Raw genomic sequence first — 16,989 nt, forward strand, 5'->3', positions numbered from 1 at the left:
GTATAACTAGTACTATTGATATCCTCTACACAAAAATTTCCGTCTTGATATATTATTTTTGTTATACTAGCGTTTTCTACTTTGGCAACTTCAGAAATACGATGTCTTGCGTAAAGATATACTATCGTTTTTATTATAAACGCATGTGTAACAATTAACACTTGCCCACCACCAGTAGCAGATACTTTTTCTGCTATATCTTTAAAAATAGAACTAATTCTGTTTTCAATTGTTCCAAATGGTTCTGCAAAACCTATAGTGTCAGTTTTTACGATAATTTCAGAAATCTGCGGTAAGTAGTCAGTAAGGTGCTCAAACCCAATATCAGGCGGCAGCCCATTCAGAATCGTATCCATAAACCAGTTATTAGATTCTCCCTCCAAACTTCCAAATCCCCACTCCCTTAGACGTTTGTCATGATTAACCTGTGGCTGAATATGTTCATTCTGGTTAAGGATTAGCGTGGCTGTTTCACATGCACGTCCGCTATCGCTCGTATAGACAGACTCAAATTTAATTTTTTTCATAGCATTCCCAAGAAGGTTTGCGGTTTGAATGCCTTGCTGGGTTAGTGGAGTATCTGACCAGCCCTGCACTTTATCAAGAAGGTTAAACAAAGTTTGCCCATGTCTGGTCACATAAAATATTACTTTTCCGTTCAATATATTACCAGCCTTTCATCTTTCATATTTTATGACGCTATTAGCATTAAGCAGCTTGATCTTATCATGCAGCCGGTTTCTTCATTCTACTACAGTATATTTATGGTTATAGTGCCTACATCCAGTTAAGTCTGTGATCTGGTAAGTCCACCATGCTGAGATGAGAAAACCAACCAGCTTTGTAGCAGTAAACGGAATCTCGGAAAGAAGAGAGTGGGAAACTTGCAGGGCGTCTCTATTTTAAGTAATGACTCATAAGATTGTTTGGAATATTAATCCGTTTATAAACAGTTCGCTGTAGTTCTAGTATACCAAAAATATTGACCAAAATACACTCTAAACTTATTGATTCCTATTTCACTAGTAAATACCGTTACACTGTTACATATTCCCGTTTGTTGGATGGCGCATTTAATGTGAATTCAAACCTCTTGTATCACGAATAAGATTTATCGGATGAAAAATAATTTTAAAAATATAGAATAACCTGTTGACAAATTCTATCATTTGTAGTATATTAATATCAGTAACAATTACTATTATTAATAATAAAAGGAATTTTATTTCCTAAACTAAATATAAAGATGAAAAGGAGATTTTAAAAATGGCTAAATTTGTATGTAATGTTTGTGGTTATGTTCATGAAGGAGATTCTGCACCGGAGATATGTCCTATCTGTAAAGCGCCGGCAAGTAAATTCACAAAACAGGAAGGCGATATGAGCTGGGCTGCAGAACATGTTGTTGGAATTGCAAAAGGTGTTTCTGAAGATATTTTAGCAGATTTAAGAGCAAACTTTGAAGGAGAATGTTCTGAAGTTGGTATGTATCTGGCAATGTCCAGGGTTGCTCACAGAGAAGGCTATCCTGAAATTGGATTATACTGGGAAAAGGCTGCTTATGAAGAAGCTGAACATGCTTCCAAGTTCGCAGAACTTCTTGGAGAAGTTGTAACTGACAGCACAAAGAAAAATCTGGAAATGAGAGTAGCGGCAGAAAATGGAGCTACTGCAGGTAAGTTTGATCTTGCAAAACGTGCAAAAGCTGCGGATTTGGATGCTATTCATGATACTGTACATGAAATGGCAAAAGACGAAGCCCGCCACGGTAAAGCTTTCAAAGGTTTATTAGAAAGATATTTTGGTTAATTAATCCTTCTCCTAAAGAAGCAGGCATCCCGATGTGGATACCTGCTTCTTTTCTATTCTTTAAAATAATGCCTTTAAACATTATACCCTTAAGTATTATACCCTTAAGTATTATACCTTTAAGCATTATACCCTTAAGCATTATACCCTTAAGCATTATACCCTTAAGCATTATACCCTTAAGCAATATACCCTTAAGCATTATTCCTTTAAGCATTAAACCTTTGCTGGTTGAACTAGCAATCCCGCTTTACCCAGTGCCGGACGTAAAGCGCTATATAACACTGCTACCAATATAGTGGATACAACTGCATTTACAAATGTAGTCGCCGTACTCCATTTTGCCAAAACGGATGCCATTTCCTGAGGCTGTCCCAGTATGATCTGTTTGTAGAAGTATCCGGCCAGCGGGTCAAAGATTACATTAAATCCTAATCCGCATACGGAAGCGATAGTGCTCCACTTTAAAATATATTTTTTATTACTGGTTTCTCCAATTTTTGCTATACGGTGTGCCACAAGGCCGACAATCAACCCAATACAAAGTTTTAAAACAAATGTCTTGGGAGCTCCTACAATATATATAGGATCCATCAGATCCGCAATCGTCATGCCTACAGCTCCTGCAAGGCCACCGTATCCTCCGCCTAACAGCAATGCCGCCAGTACACAGAAAGCATTTCCAATATGAATGGACGTTGCATCGCCTCCCGGCATCGGTATTTTAATTTGGAAAAAAGTAAATGATACGAAGCACAGTGCCGCTAACAGCGCTGTCTGTGCCAGCTTCATAATAGTTTGATTTTTATGCTGCATGATATTCCCTCTCCTCATTTTGAATTTGGGAATATCATAGCACTATACTGGTTATGTTAAAACAGCCAGTTTCATATTTTTTATCCATGCCAGTTTACATATCAGTTTATTTTTGATTTGCCGGCTCCACATTTACCATTTTGCCTTTAATCTTTGCATGATCCATTGCACTCAATACCTCTTTTGCACGGTCTGTAGGTACTTCTACAAAAGTATACTTATCGTACATGTCGATACTGCCAACTAATTTACCCGGCATACCTGATTCCCCGGCAATCGCACCAAGAATATCCCCAGGGCGTACACCCTGTTTTTTACCGATATTAATGAAAAGACGTACCATGCCTTCTTCTGCACCAGTATTGCCAAAGTCCATACCCATACTTTTTTCTTCTTCCATGGCTTCTTCATTTCCCATGGAAATCTTCAGGAATGCAGCTGCAATATCCATTGCTGTATAATCTTCTTCATTCAGATGGTTTTCCAGCATATCGATCATATCTCTTAAATCTTCATTAGCAATAATCTGATTTACATTTTCCAGTATTTTTTCTACTTTTATAGCTGTTACGTCATCCAGTGACGGAATCGGCTGTGCATAGATCTTTGTTTTACAATATCTCTGAATGTCTTTCAGCTTATATACTTCTTTACCTACAACAAATGAGAAAGCTTTTCCGACTCTTCCTGCACGGCCTGTTCTGCCGATACGGTGTACATAGAATTCATCATCCTGAGGGATATCATAATTAAATACTGCCTCTACGTCATCTACATCGATTCCTCTGGCTGCAACATCTGTTGCGATCAGAATCTCTGTTTTTCCGTTACGGAAGCCGTTCATGACGCGATCACGCTGAGACTGTTTCAGATCTCCGTGAAGACCCTCTGCAAAATATCCTCTTCCCTGCAGTGCCGTTGTAAGCTCATCTACTTTTCTTTTTGTATTACAGAATACAAGGGAACGCTTTGGATTATACATATCCAGAAGTCTGGACAATACTTCTTCCTTGCTTTTCTGTTTTACTTCATAATAATATTGATCTATATTTTTAACGGTAAGTTCTTTTTTTACTACCTTAACCAGTTCCGCATCTTTTTTCTGGTATTGGTTGGTGATATCCATAATCGGTTTTGGCATTGTTGCAGAGAAAAGAACGGTCTGTCTTTCATCCGGTATTTCTTTTAATACGGTCTCGATATCTTCTCTGAATCCCATATTTAACATTTCATCTGCTTCATCCAGGACAATGGTATGCACCTGATCAAATTTAATCGTTTTCCTTCTCATATGGTCCATTACTCGCCCAGGAGTACCTATGATCAGTTGTACGCCGCTTTTCAGGGAACGTATCTGTTTCACAATATCCTGTCCGCCATAAACCGGAAGTACTTTAATCCCATGCATGAATTTTGACAATTTACGTATTTCTTCCGCCACCTGAATTGCCAATTCTCTTGTAGGGCATAAGATAATTCCCTGAAGTTTCTTGCTCTTCGGGTCAATCTTTTCCAGAAGTGGTATTCCAAATGCTGCTGTCTTTCCAGTTCCTGTCTGTGCCTGGCCTATCGCATCTTTTCCTGCCATAAGTACCGGAATTGCTTTTGCCTGGATCGGACTCGCTGCTTCGAACCCCATTTCTGTTACTGCCTTTAGTATCTGGTCACTAAGACCAAGTTCATCAAATCTAACTGTTTCCATGTATTAATGTTTCCTTTCTATTTGCCTGTTCCTCAGGCTGCCTTTATATCTGCACTTCCCACACGTCGCTTCGTGCCATGAAATCGCATAAAAAAGCCCTGTAACATGACTCTTATGTACAGGGCTTTAACCTCAATATTTTACATTGTTGCTATACTGACACGATATTACGAACCTTATCGTACCATAGTTTCGGTTCCCTTGTCAAGGGTGGAACCATATTTATCCCATTGTATATCACAAGATTTGTTGAGATACTGCCCAAATAAGGAGTGTAAAAGCGGTTTTCTTCTACGATTTAACCCTGAAGCTGCAAGAGCTTGCCCTTCAGTTCCCCTTCTAATCTCTGCATTTCGGCTTCTGCTTCCATACGTTTCTGGTGTCCTTCTGACTGGATACGCATTACTTCGTCCAAAGTAGATATCAGAGACTCATTGGTGGTCTTCAATGTCTCAATATCTACAATGCCGCGTTCTGACTCTTTCGCCGTTTCCACAGTAGCCATCTTGAGTGTCTGTGCATTTTTCTTCAGCAGTTCATTGGTCATATCTGTGACTTCTCTCTGTGCCTTTGCCGCATCTGCTGAATGTGCAACGCCTAAAGCCAGTACCATCTGGCTCTTCCACAATGGTATTGTATTTACGATCGTTGACTGTATTTTCTCTACCATCAGAGTATCATTGCCCTGAACAAGACGGATCTGGGGAGCTGTCTGGAGAGAAATCATCCTGGTTAATTCCAGATCATGCAGTTTCTTCTCAAAACGGTTACACAGTGAATCCAGATCTTTGGCTGCCTGAGCATCTTCCGGAAGTCCGGAATTATTTGCTTTTTGTACCAATGCGGGAAGATCCTCTACACGGATCTTGGCCAGTTTCTTCTTGCCTGCCAGAATATACATGGATAATTCTTTAAAATAAGACTGATTAAGTCCATACATCTTGTCCAGTACTGCAATATCTTTTAACAGCTGTACCTGATGACTTTCCAGTGCCTCACAGATACGGTTGATATTCACTTCTGCTTTATCATATTTTGCTTTCATTGCCGTAATCTTATTGCTGCTCTTCTTGAAAAATCCAAGAAATCCCTTTTCCTGTTCTTCCACTTCAAAGCTTTTTAACTCGGTTACAACTCCGGAAAGCATCTCACCTACTTCACCAAGATCTTTTGTCTTAACATTGTCAAGCGCTGCTTCAGAGAAATCAGCCATTTTCTTCTGTGCTCCCGCACCGTACTGCAAAATAGCATTAGAATCTGTCAGATTGATCTGTTCCGCAAAGCTGTTAACCATCTTTCTCTCATCTGCTGAAAGCATGCTCTCGTCAAATTCCGGTTTTTTCGGCTCTTCAACCACTGTTCCTACTGTCTGTGCTGCCTGAAGCTGAGTATCATTTTTTTCTGATTGAAATGGATCCAGCGTTAAAGTAGGTGCCGGTGCCGATGCAAAGTCTTTGAATTCATCACTCATATCTTAATCCTCTTTTCATGTAAAATTTAGCATTTGATTTCGTATCCGCGTAAGCTTCAAACACTCCCTGGAGAATTGCCGGGTTCTTGTGCATGGCAGCTCACTTGTATTAAAATTTTAATTTGATTTCATCATTTTTTTCCGGATCCAGTTCTTTCTTTGCGGTACTCTCCATGGCTTTCTTAAAATCCTGTCCGGTCAGACCTTCCTGTGCAAACATTGTCTGGAGCACGGATATATCGGAAGAGATGTCCCAGGAAGTATCCTGGAAGAATCCATCTAAAAGCTTTTCAAATGCCATATTAATTGTATCCAGCGTATCTTCTATTTCCCGCTTGGAAGTCATAATATTTTCGCCCTGTACCGGCTGTCTCTCTAACTCTTCATACGCATCTAACAGCTTAACGGTAGTCGGCAGATAATACTCCATGAATTTACGAAGATCCGGGATATGCTCCGGATGCTGCTCCACGCGCTCGAATATTTTACTTGTAATTACTTCCAGTCTGGAAATCTTTTCAGATACCTCTATACCCGGAATTGCATCATTGCTCTTTTTTATTTTATCCAGATAACTCTGACCCTCTTCTACTACTTTTTTCACATCTTCCGGTACAGAACCATCTTCCATTTTTGCTTTCTGTTCTTTTTTGATTGTCTCAGCATTCTGAATTCTGCTCCGCTCTTCCCGCTGGCGGATTTCCATCTGATGCTGTGCCTCTAAATATTGGTTATAGATCTGATCTGTAATCATGAGGCAGCTCTCCTGGGCATCAATATGTCCCTGGCAGAACATGTTTTTACGGATCATTTCCCTCAGATCCTTTACTGTGTAATTCAATGGTTTTCCAACAGCGTCTGCAAGTTCTTTAATGGAACAGTATTCTCTGCCCCGCAGCTGGCGCACATAGAGCTTAAACCGCTTTAATCTGCCGAGAATCTTACTCCCCCGCCATGCCATAATAATGCTGGCAATCAGGAATGGAAAAATTACGCCGATTGCAATTGCCGCCCCGCCTTCTATACCTCCGGTAAGCATACTTACCAAAGCCACAATAAAGGTCGCAAGTCCAAGGCTTCCGGCAAAAATATACCCTACAATAGTCAGGGAATAGCCCGCCCCTTTCATCCCGCTGTTTCGGGAAATCAACTCATTTTTAACTCCTTTTTGCGGTACATCCCGAAATGAATTCTTATTTCTTTCCCGGTTCCTGTTCTTCCTGGAATCCCAGGGATTTTGCGGCTCTGAATAAGGATGTCCAAAATTTCCGATGTTTCCCATATTGCCGCGGTTGAACCTCTGATTTGCCTGATTCAGACTCTGATTCACATTATCTATCGCACTGTTTACTGAATTTCTAATTGAATCGTTCAATTGCCTAAAATTCTGCGAATCAATCGCAGACTGCACTGTATTCTTTATTTGGTCGCCCAGATTCGACCAGTCCTGGTTACCCATGATATCCTCCTGCCTTATCAATAAAAACATTATTTTTCCTGATTTGCTTAAGATAAATTATAAATGATAATCCATAAAAAAACAATCTATTTCCTCTATAAGTACTTGATTTTAGAAGCATAGCAGATATTTTTGACATATATATTAGAAAATCCTTAATTTTTTAAGAATTTTACCAAAACAGGGTTGCTTTTTTCTTTTTATGGGTATAATATAGTGATAACGCAACATAGTTTTCATTACTACATGTCGTAATATCATTTCCAAAAAATAGTATATTGATGGCATATAATCTTGAGGAGGTATTATTATGAATCAAACAGCAACCATAACCCAGAGAAAATTCCGGTTAAAAGATCCCGGAAGTGCTATCACCCATTTTATTGGTATGGTAATGGCAATTTTTGCTGCTATGCCACTGTTAATTAAGACTGCGGTCATGCAGCCGGACCGGACACATATCGTATCATTATCTATATTTATTATCAGTATGATTATGCTGTATGCAGCCAGTGCCACATATCATTCCCTGGATCTGACTACCCGTACTAACCGCATACTGCGAAAACTGGATCACTGTATGATTTTTGTACTAATCGCAGGTACTTATACACCAATTTGCATGATAGTTTTAAACGGTCCCACAGGCAACCTTTTATGTACCATCGTATGGGGAATTGCGATTGTGGGGATTATCATTAAAATGTGCTGGATTACCTGTCCGAAATGGTTTTCATCTATACTCTATATCGGTATGGGATGGGTATGTGTTCTGGCATTTACCCAGATTGTTAAAGCGCTTCCGGCGGCAGGCTTTGGATGGCTGCTGGCTGGCGGGATTATCTATACGGCAGGCGGAATCATATACGCTCTTAAACTCCCGATTTTTGATTCGAAACACAAAAACTTCGGATCACATGAAATCTTCCACCTCTTTGTTATGGGCGGAAGCATCTGTCATTTTATTCTCATGTACGTTTACGTTGCAGGAATGGCAATTTAACTGACTATACAGCCGGCTGCTCTAGAGCGTGTTTTAAAATTGCTTTCTGGCAGCTGTGCGTCACAGTTTGTGGGAGATTTGTCCCGGATGAAGGGCGCGTAGCGGGCTACGTAACCTGAATTCGGGGCAAATATGCCGCAAAGTGGGGCGTGCAGATGGCAGGAATGAATTTTCAAACACGCTCTAGAGCGAACGGATTCTTGAATTTGGTTTTCGCTGATTAAGACGCTTTGTAAATGATAGGTAGTGTACAGAAAGATGTGAGTTTGTTCCTTTTTCTGGTTACAGAATGAAAAACAAATTCCGTTCTCAAGATCAGTTGCTTTACGCCAATCGCGTCCGGCATGCCACAACCCCGGGGTCCTATCATGCTGAGAATACCAGCTTTGTATCAACGAATGCTATCTCGGAAAGAGAAGGGGGCGGACCAGGACATTGGTCCGTCCCCTTCTCTTTCCGTACACTACCTACATCTACAAAGCGTCTTTAATCAGCTAAACCCAAATTTAAGATGAAATTGTTCGCTGTAGTACTAGTATCTTCCGTGGCAGCCGTTTTTTTGCGTTTACAGCAGATTCTCCAATTGCTCCCGGTATGAAAATCCTTCCATGAGTTTCAGCTTGTCCTTTTTCGGGAGTTTTTTAATCTCATATTCTCTTTTCATTGCCTCCTGTCTCGTTGCAAATATCTCACAATAAGCAAGAACTACCGGCCGCCTTCCTTTCGTGTACTTGGCACCTTTTCCACTGTTATGATCATCAATCCGTTTCTCCAGATTGTTTGTCCAACCGGTATAGTAGGTGTCATCACTGCACTTTAATATATACGTATAATTCATTTTACCTTCATCCTTCATTGTCTATGTAAAGCGCACATACAAGAACCTCATACATGCGCTTATTATAAAAAGCAATCGACGAAAAAGTACTTCACCCATATCAAATACGACAGTTTGCATTTGGAAATTGTAACGCCAAGTAAGAAAGATTCGATTGCGTATCCGCAGGTGTAACTTTATTCGGTACAGTGGAGTTCTTATCCGCTGTACTAATATAGTATACTCTCTTCTTCGGAAAGTGTGCAAGGTTTTTGAATGGTTGGGAAAAGGCCTTAAATCTTCTTCTTCCGATTAATCATGACGTGAACGTCACTTCTCCTGCCGGAAAGAATGAAAATTTAAGACCTTTATTTATCTTCTTGTTTATGATTACAATTGACTTTACTCCAGGTACAGGAATGGATCTACAGGTGTACCATCTTTTTTCATCTCAAAGAAAAGGTTGCTTCCTTCTTCGCAATAATATTTTGTAGGTTCGCTTACATAACCTATGATGGATCCTGTTTCTACAACATCGCCTACTGCTACCGGAACTTCTTTTAACTGTCCATATACCAATTCGTAGTTGTTTCCAATATTCATGGTGATAGTTGTTCCTGTTTCGTCATTTACGTCGATGGATTCTACAATGCCTTTTGCTGCTGCCAGAACTTGTCCGTTTACTTCACTCCCGATAATAAGTGCCGGATTATATTTGTAAACATTTAATGTTTTGAAGTATACGGTAGAGTCCATACTGTAGTCGATTAATACAGTTCCTGCTACCGGCCATGTCAATGTGCTGTTATCTCCAAAATCAACGGTTGGTTCTATTTTCGCCTGGATATTTGTTGAATTTGCATCTACGCTGTCTTCTGACTCTTTTGCTGTTTTTGCATCAGCACTTGTTTTTGCTTCGTTATCTGCCAGATATGCCGGGTCTACGTCCATATCATTTGCTAATGTAGGTTTAGAAGCGTCTGATTCTGTCTGATTTTTAGTGTCGCCGGATGTGGCATTCTTATTTCCGTTTTCTTTTGTGTTGTTCTCTGATTGTGATGTTTTATCTGTTGTGATTGGGTCCGATGGTTCCGGATCTTTTGGTTCTTCATTCAGGTCTACCAGATTCTGCTCTTCTTCTTTTGCATTTTGTGACAATTCCATAGTATAATAGGAAGCTGCTGCTACTCCTCCCACCAGACACAGACTCAATGCCACAATGGTTCCTTTTTTCTTAAAAAACTTTACAACATCTTTTTTCTGCATATTCTTCACCTCGTACTATTGATCAATTATGTTCAACAATAGCATTGCCAGTTTATGAAAGAATATACAATGTTTGAAAAATCGATTTATGAATTTATGGCATTTGTTTCTGTCTCTGAACTGTTTTGTTTCTCATTTATTTCTATCGTTACATTTTTAAAATAATATTGCAAAATCTCATCATATGGTTTTCCTGATTCTGCCATTCTCTCTGCTCCGTACTGGCTCATTCCCACACCGTGTCCCAATCCTTTGGTGGTAATCCGAATTCCTTTTTCTACCTGCTCCATTGTAAAACAGCTGGAATTTAAATTCAGAAATCTGCGGAATTCTTCACCAGGTATTTCTGTGTCACCAATCCGGATTTTTGTTATATAGCCAGCCTCATCATTACTTTCAATCTCCATATTGTCCCAAAGATTTGTTTTATTTAACTCCTCCGTTCCACTCTCATGATTATCTGTCTCTGACGGTTCTGTCTGTGGTTCTGTCTGGGGTTCTGTCTGGGGTTCTGTCTGGGGTTCTGTTACAGCTTCTGTCCGACTTGCTTTTGGAGTTTCGGACTCTGCCCCGCTCTGCTTCCGGGTTTCTTTTCCGTTTCCCGGATCTGTCCCGTTTTGCGTCTGCGTTCCCTTTGGAGATTCCGGTTCTGCTGCCTCGGTTAAAATTTCTGTTTCTACACCCGAAAGGTCTGTGGATATGGTATCCGGTCCCTGGTCTGCATTCCATGTAGTGGTGACGTTCTCTCTACCTTCTGCTTTCACATTTAATGCTGTTTCCTGCTGATAATTATCCTGTATTCTGCTTTCTTTGGCTCCCGTACCGGCAGTATGATCTGTAGAAACCTCAGTTCCTTCCGGATAATATGCTTTCATATCAGGATACTGCTCCCTGCATATTCGTAATATTTCTTCCGGATCGTATACTTCAGCGTGGAGATAACGTTCTGCCTCCACATCCTGAGCGCTCTGTACCGATACCAGATATGGGTAACTCTGGCTTCCCAGAACATCATTTCCATTTCTTGTCCTTCCGGCACTGATCGCATGATAGGATGCCAGAATCAGATTCCCGTCATAGGTGAGAACCTGTCCGCTTGTTTCTCTGCTTGCCCTGCCGAATTTATCCCTGATTCCCAGTTCCTCCATCTGATCAACGGTTAGATACTTGTCTTTCAATAGTTCCGTTGGATGATCCTCCAGCATTTTACATAGATTCGTTCTCGCTACCACCATCTGGGCTTTGATCGCCTCTGTCTGATAAGCGGATGGAATCTGTAAGGCTGTAACGCCCATTACATAGTCTTCAAAATTAACTTCACGTACTTTCCCGTCTACTTCTACCGAAATAAAGGAATGATCATCTCCTCTGTCCAAATAGGTTTGTCTTATCTTGCCGGACATAAGAACCGTAATAACATAAGGCAATAAGAGTACCAGTAAAATTAATGCTAGAATATTTTTTATTTTTTCCTTCATGGCGCACCTTCCTTGTCTTATGTATATTACCGTATTTCTATATTATGCATAATTCAGGGATAATTTTTTATTATTTATCTGATACAACTCTTATAGGAATGATATACGCAACTTATAGGATAAAGGGCAGCAAAAAACCCGGTATATTTATCTTATTGCAGATAAACCGGATGGCTTCCGTTTTCCCACAATCATTTAAAGATACCAGGTTTTTTTACATTAAAACAACCTTTGTAATTTTAATCTGCTATTTAATTTAAATTCTCTATTCAATCACTACTTTATCTAAATGCCAGATTTCATCCACATACTGCTGGATGGTTCTGTCCGATGTGAATTTACCGCTGCTTGCTACATTCAGAATAGCCATTTTCGCCCACCGGGTTTCATCACGGTATGCTTCTTCTACTCTTCTCTGAGCCTCTGCATATGACTTGAAGTCTGCAAGGATAAAGTAAGTATCTGCTCTGTCACTGCTGTTGGTATTTAACAGGGAATCATAGATTTCACGGAAACGTTCCGGGTCATCCTTTGCATATTCTCCATTAATTAACTGCATCAGTACCCGGCGGATATCCTGATCGTTGTTAAAGTAATCCATTGGATGGTAACCGCCGTTATTTTCGAAGTTTATAACTTCGTCGGCTGTAAGTCCGAAGATAAAGGCATTCTCTTCTCCAACTTCTTCTACAATCTCAACATTTGCTCCGTCCATGGTTCCCAGGGTCGGTGCTCCGTTTAACATAAATTTCATATTTCCGGTACCGGATGCTTCTTTACTTGCTGTTGAAATCTGCTCTGATACATCAGATGCAGCAAATATCCATTCCGCATTGGAAACACGGTAGTCTTCAATAAATACTACTTTCAGCTTTCCTTTGATGGATCTGTCGTTATTAACAACGTCTGCCACTGCATTAATCAGCTTAATGGTGAGCTTCGCACGGCGGTATCCGGCTGCTGCTTTTGCCCCGAAGATAAATGTTCTTGGATAGAAATCCATTTCCGGATGGTCTTTAATGGTGTTGTATAAATACATTACATGCAGAATGTTCATCAGCTGGCGTTTGTATTCATGAAGTCTCTTTACCTGTACATCAAAGATGGATCGGGGATCAATTTCCACACCGTTGTGCTCTAAAATATATCCGGCAAGACGTACCTTATTCTGATACTTGATATTCATAAATTCCTGCTGCGCTTTTTTATCCTCTGCATAGATCTTTAATTTTGAAATCTGCGGCAGATCTGTAATCCATTCATCACCAATATGGGCGGTTACCCATTTTGCCAGAAGCGGATTCGCATGAAGCAGGAATCTCCTCTGGGTAATACCATTGGTCTTATTATTGAATTTCTGCGGCATCATTTCATAGAAGTCTCTTAATTCCTGCTTTTTCAGAATCTCCGTATGAAGCTGGGCAACACCATTGACAGAGTATCCGGCTACAATGGCAAGATGTGCCATCTTCACCTGTCCGTCATGTATGATTGCCATCTTGTTGACTTTATTCTGGTCTCCCGGATATTTTCTGCCAACTTCAATAAGGAATCTGCGGTTAATTTCTTCTATAATCTGGTAAATGCGCGGGAGCAGTCTGGAGAAAAGCTCTATCGGCCATTTTTCCAGTGCTTCTGCCATAATTGTATGGTTCGTGTATGCACAGGTCTTCGTGGTTACTTCCCATGCTTCATCCCATTCCAGGTTTTCTTCGTCCACCAGGATACGCATTAATTCTGCTACTGCCACTGTTGGATGTGTATCATTTAACTGGAACGTCACTTTTTCGTGGAATTTCCTCATATCAGAATGTTTTTTCTTATACTTTTCAATTGCTGCCTGTACGCTGGCTGAAATAAAGAAGTACTGTTGTTTTAAACGAAGCTCTTTGCCGGCATAATGATTATCATTTGGATAAAGAACCTCTACAATGTTACGTGCCAGGTTTTCCTGCTCTACTGCTTTCTGATAATCTCCCTTGTCAAAGGAATCCAGCTGGAAGTCGTTAATTGCTTCCGCATCCCAGACACGCAGTGTATTCACGATGCGGTTATCATATCCCACAATCGGAATATCAAAAGGAATCGCACGCACTGACTGGCAGCCTTCCTGGATAAAACGGTTTCTCTTTGTGGTTTCATCATATACCACACGTACATAACCTCCGAATTTTACTTCTTTGGCGTATTCGGGACGGCGCAGTTCAAATGGATTGCCGTCCTTTAACCAGTTATCCGGTACTTCAATCTGAAAACCGTTTTCTATTTTCTGTTTAAACATCCCGTAACGGTAACGGATACCGCAGCCATAGGAAGAATATCCAAGAGTAGCAAGTGAATCCAGGAAACATGCTGCAAGACGTCCAAGCCCTCCGTTTCCAAGCGCTGCATCCGGCTCTTCATCCTCGATTACGTTCAGATCAAATCCGATTTCCTCTAGCGCATCTTTTACATCGTTATACTCTGTGAGGTTAATCAGATTATTGCCCAGGGCACGCCCCATCAGAAACTCCATAGACATATAATAAACTGTCTTTGGGTCGTCTGTTTCGTACTGCTTCTGGGTTGCAAGCCAGTTGTCTATGATTGTATCTTTAATCGTATAGGATACCGCCTGAAATACCTGCTGTTTCGTCGCTTCATCAATCGTCTTACGATATAAGGTCTTTACGTTTGCCTTTACATCGTTAATAAATGCTTCCTTGTCAAATTTTTTACTCATGAACCATCCTCCTGTTTTCTGGTATATTACACCTTCTCCACGCCCATGGTTACTGTCTCCCCGTTGATGTTCCATTCCTTTACATAGCCGTTTGCAGAGCCTGTCACAATATCATTTGCCAGAACTTCTGACTTAATCTCTTCTCTGTGCTCTTCTAATATTTTTTCAATCTTCTGATTGTCTTTTGCATAAACCACGACTCTGTCTGTCACTTCAAAGCCCGCTTCTTTTCTCATGGTCTGTACCTTACTGATCAGCTCTCTGACGAATCCTTCTTCAATCAGCTCCGGAGTGAGATTTGTATCCAGTACAACGGTGATTTCGTTATCCTGCTCTGACACATATCCTTCCGTCTGCGCTGTCTCAATCAGCAGATCCTCTTCTAATAATACAACCTCTGTTCCGTTTATGTCAAGCTTAATGGAACCGTTTCCGTTCAATTCATCCATGGCAGCATTTCCATCTAACTGGGGAAGTGCCTGACGGATTCCTCCCAGAAGTTTTCCATATTTTGGTCCCACCGTCTTTAGCTGAGGCTTAAAGCTATAAGATGTAAAGTTTCTTACGTCATCGGTAAAGGTTACTTTTTTGGTATTTAATTCCTCTCTGATTATATCCACAAAGAACTCAGGTAATTCAAAACGGGCTTTTACAAACATATTCCCAATCGGCTGTCTGTTCTTGATATTCGCTGTATTTCTGCATGCGCGCCCCATAACAACAATTTTAAGAACTTCATCCATATTTGCTTCCAGGTCCTTGTCGATCTGTGCTGCATCCGCTACCGGGAAGTCGCACAGGTGAATGCTTTCCGGTGCTGTCTTGTCGATATTACGAACAAGGTTCTGATAGATATCCTCTGTCATAAACGGAATCATAGGTGCTGCAGCCTTGCATACATTTACAAGCGCCGTATACAGCGTCATATATGCATTGATTTTATCCTGTTCCATGCCCTTCGCCCAGAAACGCTCACGGCTTCTGCGTACATACCAGTTACTCATGTCATCTACAAATTCCTGTAATGCTCTTGCTGCTTCCGGGATTTTGTAATTTCCAAGATTCTCATCTACGGTCTGAATCAGGGTATTCATTTTCGACAGCAGCCATTTATCCATTACCGGAAGCTTATCATATTCTAAACTATATTTTGCAGCGTCAAATTCATCTATATTTGCATAAAGCACGAAAAATGCATAGGTATTCCAAAGAGTACCCATAAATTTACGCTGTCCTTCCGTCACTGCTTTTCCATGGAAACGGTTTGGCAGCCAGGGAGCGCTGTTCACATAGAAATACCAGCGGATCGCATCAGCTCCGAAAGTGGAAAGTGCATCGAACGGGTCTACGGCATTCCCTTTTGACTTGCTCATCTTCTGTCCGTTTTCATCCTGGACATGTCCCAGTACGATAACATTCTTGTACGGCGCTTCATTAAAGATCAGCGTGGAAATAGCCAGGAGGGAATAAAACCATCCACGGGTCTGGTCCACTGCCTCTGAAATAAAGTTTGCCGGGAATTGCTGTTTGAATAATTCCTGGTTTTCAAACGGATAATGATGCTGCGCAAAAGGCATTGCCCCGGAATCAAACCAGCAGTCAATTACTTCAGGCACACGGTGCATTTCTTTTCCACAATGAGGACACTTGATAGTCACTGCATCAATGAATGGGCGGTGAAGTTCGATATTCTCCGGGCAGTTATCCGACATTTCTTTTAATTCGGCAATGCTTCCGATGGAGTGCATATGTCCGCATTCACATTCCCAGACATTCAGCGGCGTTCCCCAGTAACGGTTACGGCTGATTCCCCAGTCCTGTACGTTCTCCAGCCAGTCTCCAAAGCGACCTTTTCCGATACTTTCCGGTATCCAGTTGATGGTGTTGTTATTTCTGATCAGATCCTCTTTTACATCGGTCATTTTGATGAACCAGGACTCGCGTGCATAGTAGATAAGCGGTGTGTCACATCTCCAGCAATGAGGATAGCTGTGCTCAAACTGCGGTGCAGAAAATAAAAGGCCTCTGGACTTTAAATCTTCTAATACAAGGGGATCTGCTTTTTTACAGAAAGTTCCTGCCCATGGAGTCTCTTCTGTCATCTCACCCTTGCTGTCTACCAGCTGAAGGAATGGCAGATCATATCTTCTTCCTACCTGGGAGTCATCTTCACCAAATGCAGGAGCGATATGAACAACTCCGGTACCATCTGTTAAAGTAACATAGTCAGCACAGGTTACAAAGTAAGCTTTTTTCGCCGGTGTGGTAAATGGGAATAGTGGCTCATATTCTTTATATTCCAAATCTGTTCCTACATAAGTCTCCTGTACCTCGTAGTTGTCTTCGCCCAGTACTTTATCACAAAGTGCCTGTGCCAGATAATAAACCGTTCCATCTTCTTTCATGGATACTTTGACATAAGTCTCCTTCGGATTTACACAAAGTG

General features: G+C 40.9%; 13 protein-coding genes and 2 pseudogenes. 3 read left to right on the top strand and 12 right to left on the bottom strand.

The genetic code is table 11. From position 1 onward, the window contains the following. Window positions 1–662: histidine phosphatase family protein (locus RHS_RS24125; RefSeq protein WP_047834599.1), on the bottom strand; the 662-nt coding region annotated here is incomplete at its 3' end. Window positions 663–1,266: 604 nt separating this feature from the next. On the opposite strand from RHS_RS24125, the gene RHS_RS24130 reads away from it, so the two are divergent. After that, the gene (locus tag RHS_RS24130; protein ID WP_027295613.1) at window positions 1,267–1,809 is read left to right on the top strand and encodes an NADH peroxidase; all 543 of its coding nucleotides are present in this window, start codon (window positions 1,267–1,269) and stop codon (window positions 1,807–1,809) included. Here RHS_RS24130 and RHS_RS24135 read toward each other — a convergent pair. From RHS_RS24135 to RHS_RS24155, 5 genes are all read right to left on the bottom strand, one after another. Next, on the bottom strand, window positions 1,778–2,026 hold the full coding sequence (locus tag RHS_RS24135) for a hypothetical protein (RefSeq protein WP_047834600.1): 249 nt from the start codon (window positions 2,024–2,026) through the stop codon (window positions 1,778–1,780). The genes RHS_RS24130 and RHS_RS24135 overlap by 32 nt on opposite strands. Next, on the bottom strand, window positions 2,026–2,625 hold the full coding sequence (locus tag RHS_RS24140) for an ECF transporter S component (protein ID WP_027295611.1): 600 nt from the start codon (window positions 2,623–2,625) through the stop codon (window positions 2,026–2,028). The genes RHS_RS24135 and RHS_RS24140 overlap by 1 nt, the downstream gene beginning before the upstream one ends. Window positions 2,626–2,731: 106 nt before the next feature. Next, window positions 2,732–4,327, bottom strand: coding sequence for a DEAD/DEAH box helicase (locus RHS_RS24145; protein ID WP_027295610.1), 1,596 nt, complete (start codon window positions 4,325–4,327; stop codon window positions 2,732–2,734). Between the two features lie 298 nt (window positions 4,328–4,625). Further along, a complete protein-coding gene (locus RHS_RS24150) occupies window positions 4,626–5,798 on the bottom strand; it encodes a toxic anion resistance protein (protein ID WP_047834601.1) in 1,173 nt (390 codons plus the stop codon). A 109-nt stretch (window positions 5,799–5,907) separates the two neighbouring features. Beyond that, window positions 5,908–7,257 (bottom strand): 5-bromo-4-chloroindolyl phosphate hydrolysis family protein, encoded by a 1,350-nt coding sequence (locus RHS_RS24155; RefSeq protein WP_044289610.1) that lies wholly within the window; start codon window positions 7,255–7,257, stop codon window positions 5,908–5,910. Between the two features lie 310 nt (window positions 7,258–7,567). Between RHS_RS24155 and RHS_RS24160 the strand changes: the two genes are divergently transcribed. Continuing rightward, on the top strand, window positions 7,568–8,260 hold the full coding sequence (locus tag RHS_RS24160; protein WP_044297700.1) for a hemolysin III family protein: 693 nt from the start codon (window positions 7,568–7,570) through the stop codon (window positions 8,258–8,260). Here RHS_RS24160 and RHS_RS31855 read toward each other — a convergent pair. Further along, window positions 8,257–8,376 (bottom strand): annotated as a pseudogene (locus RHS_RS31855) (DUF6783 domain-containing protein); the annotation flags it as partial. The gene RHS_RS24160 and the pseudogene RHS_RS31855 overlap by 4 nt on opposite strands. Here RHS_RS31855 and RHS_RS31860 point away from each other — a divergent pair. After that, a pseudogene (locus RHS_RS31860) lies at window positions 8,353–8,484 on the top strand (DUF6783 domain-containing protein); the annotation flags it as partial. The pseudogenes RHS_RS31855 and RHS_RS31860 overlap by 24 nt on opposite strands. A 341-nt stretch (window positions 8,485–8,825) precedes the next feature. Here RHS_RS31860 and RHS_RS24165 read toward each other — a convergent pair. From RHS_RS24165 to ileS, 5 genes are all read right to left on the bottom strand, one after another. Continuing rightward, window positions 8,826–9,098: a GIY-YIG nuclease family protein gene (locus tag RHS_RS24165; protein ID WP_044290266.1), complete on the bottom strand. Its 273-nt coding sequence runs from the start codon at window positions 9,096–9,098 to the stop codon at window positions 8,826–8,828. Between the two features lie 381 nt (window positions 9,099–9,479). Further along, on the bottom strand, window positions 9,480–10,343 hold the full coding sequence (locus RHS_RS24170) for a M23 family metallopeptidase (RefSeq protein WP_052430756.1): 864 nt from the start codon (window positions 10,341–10,343) through the stop codon (window positions 9,480–9,482). A gap of 86 nt (window positions 10,344–10,429) precedes the next feature. Further along, the gene (locus RHS_RS31865; RefSeq protein WP_395023493.1) at window positions 10,430–11,821 is read right to left on the bottom strand and encodes a SpoIID/LytB domain-containing protein; all 1,392 of its coding nucleotides are present in this window, start codon (window positions 11,819–11,821) and stop codon (window positions 10,430–10,432) included. Between the two features lie 265 nt (window positions 11,822–12,086). Further along, entirely contained in the window at window positions 12,087–14,543 is a 2,457-nt protein-coding gene (locus RHS_RS24185; RefSeq protein ID WP_047834603.1) for a glycogen/starch/alpha-glucan phosphorylase, read from the bottom strand. A 26-nt stretch (window positions 14,544–14,569) separates the two neighbouring features. Next, window positions 14,570–16,989, bottom strand: a 2,420-nt coding sequence (gene ileS / locus RHS_RS24190) for an isoleucine--tRNA ligase (protein WP_047834605.1), incomplete at its 5' end; no start/stop codon positions are given.

It is taken from the genome of Robinsoniella sp. RHS, from assembly GCF_001029355.1.
GTDB classification, from domain to species: Bacteria; Bacillota; Clostridia; order Lachnospirales; family Lachnospiraceae; genus Robinsoniella; species Robinsoniella peoriensis.